This is a genomic window from Mesorhizobium sp. M7A.F.Ca.CA.001.08.2.1 (assembly GCF_003998455.1).
Classification (GTDB): domain Bacteria; phylum Pseudomonadota; class Alphaproteobacteria; order Rhizobiales; family Rhizobiaceae; genus Mesorhizobium; species Mesorhizobium ciceri.
This window is the reverse complement of record NZ_RZPW01000900.1, coordinates 1-2,293: the sequence shown is the minus strand read 5'-3', so window position 1 is coordinate 2,293 and position 2,293 is coordinate 1. Positions and strand designations below refer to the sequence as shown.

At 65.4% G+C, this 2,293-nt stretch carries 1 protein-coding gene and 1 pseudogene; both read left to right on the top strand.

Annotated features, from left to right (window positions below; all coding sequences use genetic code 11):
- Positions 1–1,885 (top strand): efflux RND transporter permease subunit (locus tag EN914_RS32670; protein WP_127389553.1); only part of this gene is annotated, 1,885 nt, incomplete at its 5' end.
- Positions 1,886–1,896: 11 nt separating this feature from the next.
- Positions 1,897–2,293, top strand: a pseudogene (locus EN914_RS32665) (TolC family protein); the annotation flags it as partial.

The window sequence follows — 2,293 nt, the reverse complement described above, 5'->3', positions numbered from 1 at the left end:
GCAGGAGGAAGGCCTGTCGCCGAAGGAGGCGACGCGCAAGTCGATGCACGAAATCACCGGCGCGCTGATCGGCATCGCCACGGTGCTTTCGGCCGTGTTCGTGCCGATGGCTTTCTTCGGCGGCTCGACCGGCATCATCTACCGGCAATTCTCGGTGACCATCGTCTCGGCGATGGTGCTGTCCGTGCTGGTCGCCCTTGTGCTGACGCCCGCACTTTGCGCCACCATCCTGCGGCCGCCCAAGGACCATGCGACGCAGACCGGCCCGTTCGGCTGGTTCAACCGTGTCTTCGACCGCGGCACGCTTGCCTACCGCGACGGCTCGCACGGCATCATCAACCGATCCTGGCGCTTCCTCGTCGTGTTCCTGGCCATCGTCGTTGCCGTGGGCTGGATGTTTGCCCGGCTGCCGAGCTCGTTCCTGCCGGAAGAGGACCAGGGCATCCTGATCACCAGCGTGCAGCTGCCGGTCGGCGCGACGCAGGATCGCACGGAGCGCGTGCTGGCAGAAGTGACCGACCATTATCTCAACCAGGAGAAGGACGTCGTCGACGGGGTGTTCACCGCCTCCGGCTTCGGCTTCGGCGGCGCAGGGCAGAATGTCGGCATCGCTTTCGTGCGGCTGAAGGATTTCGACCTGCGCAAATCGCCGGCTTCCGCCGCGCAGGCCATCGCCGGCCGGGCGATGGGCGCGTTTTCGAAGATCAGGGACGCGCAAGTCTTCGCGCTCGCGCCTCCCGCCATCCAGGGCTTCGGCAACACCAACGGCTTCGACTTCTACCTGCAGGACGTCAACGGCGCCGGCCATGACGCGCTGATCCAGACGCGCAACCAGCTTCTGGCCCTGGCCGGGCAGAGCAAGGTGCTCGCCAACACAAGGCCCAACGGCCAGGAAGACCAGCCGCAATTCTCGGTCGACATCGACCAGGAGAAGGCCAGCGCGCTGGGCGTCAGCCTGGCCGACATCAACAACACGCTTTCGACCGCCTGGGGCAGCGATTACGTCAACGACTTCATCGATCGCGGGCGGGTGAAACCGGTCTATCTGCAGTCGGACCCGAACTTCCGCATGCAGCCGGAAGATTTGGACAAATGGCAGGTCCGCAACGCCAGCGGCGCCATGGTGCCGTTCTCGGCCTTTGCCTCCAGCCACTGGACATTCGGCTCGCCCAGGCTGGAGCGCTACAATGGTTCGGCGGCGGTCGAGATCCAGGGCGCGGCGGCCACGGGGGTCAGCTCGGGTGCCGCCATGGACGAGATCGACAAGCTCGTCGCGCAATTGCCCGCCGGCTATTCGCACGAGTGGACCGGGCTGTCGCACCAGGAGAAGCTTTCCGGCAACCAGGCGCTGTCGCTCTATGCGATCTCAGCGCTGGTCGTGTTCCTGTGCCTGGCCGCACTTTATGAGAGCTGGTCGATCCCGTTCGCGGTCATGCTGTCGGTGCCGATCGGCATCTTCGGCGCGCTGCTGGCGGCCAGCCTGTTCGGCCAGTCCAACGACGTTTATTTCAAGGTCGGCCTTTTGACCACGATCGGTCTCGCCGCCAAGAACGCCATCCTCATCGTCGAGTTCGCCATCGAGCGGCAAGCCGCCGGGATGGGGCTGGTCGAGGCGACGCTGGAGGCGGCGCGACAACGGCTGCGGCCGATCCTGATGACGTCGCTGGCCTTCATCCTCGGTGTGCTGCCGCTGGCGATCGCCAGCGGTGCGGGCTCGGGCGCGCAGAACTCGGTCGGCATCGGCGTGATGGGCGGCATGATCGCGGCGACGGTGATCGGCGTCTTCCTGGTGCCGCTATTGTTCGTCACGGTGCGGCGCATCTTCAAGGGCAGGGCGGCCAAACCAGATACGGGCGAGACGCCGGTGACGGCCACCCAGCAATAAGGAAACTTCACATGACAGGTTTGGAACGTGGCTCGGTGGCCGCGAGGCGGCTTCTTGCGCCTATGCTCACCGCTGTCCTGCTCGCGGGATGCGTCGTCGGTCCGGATTATCAGACACCGATAATGGCAATGCCGGCGAATTGGAGCGGCCAGAAGCCGACAATGCCTGCCCAGCCGGCACGACTGTCAAAATGGTGGCAGCGGCTACGCGATCCCGAGCTGAACACGCTTGTCGAGGAAGCGGTTGCCGGCAATCTCGATGTCGCCACCGCCAAGGCAAAAATCCGCGAGGCGCGCGCCAGCTATCGCCAGAGTGCCGGCACATTGCTGCCTTCGGCCGACGGCTCCGGCTCGGCCTCCCGCAACAAGTCGGCCGAGACCACATCAGGCTCTGACGCCACCTACAGCG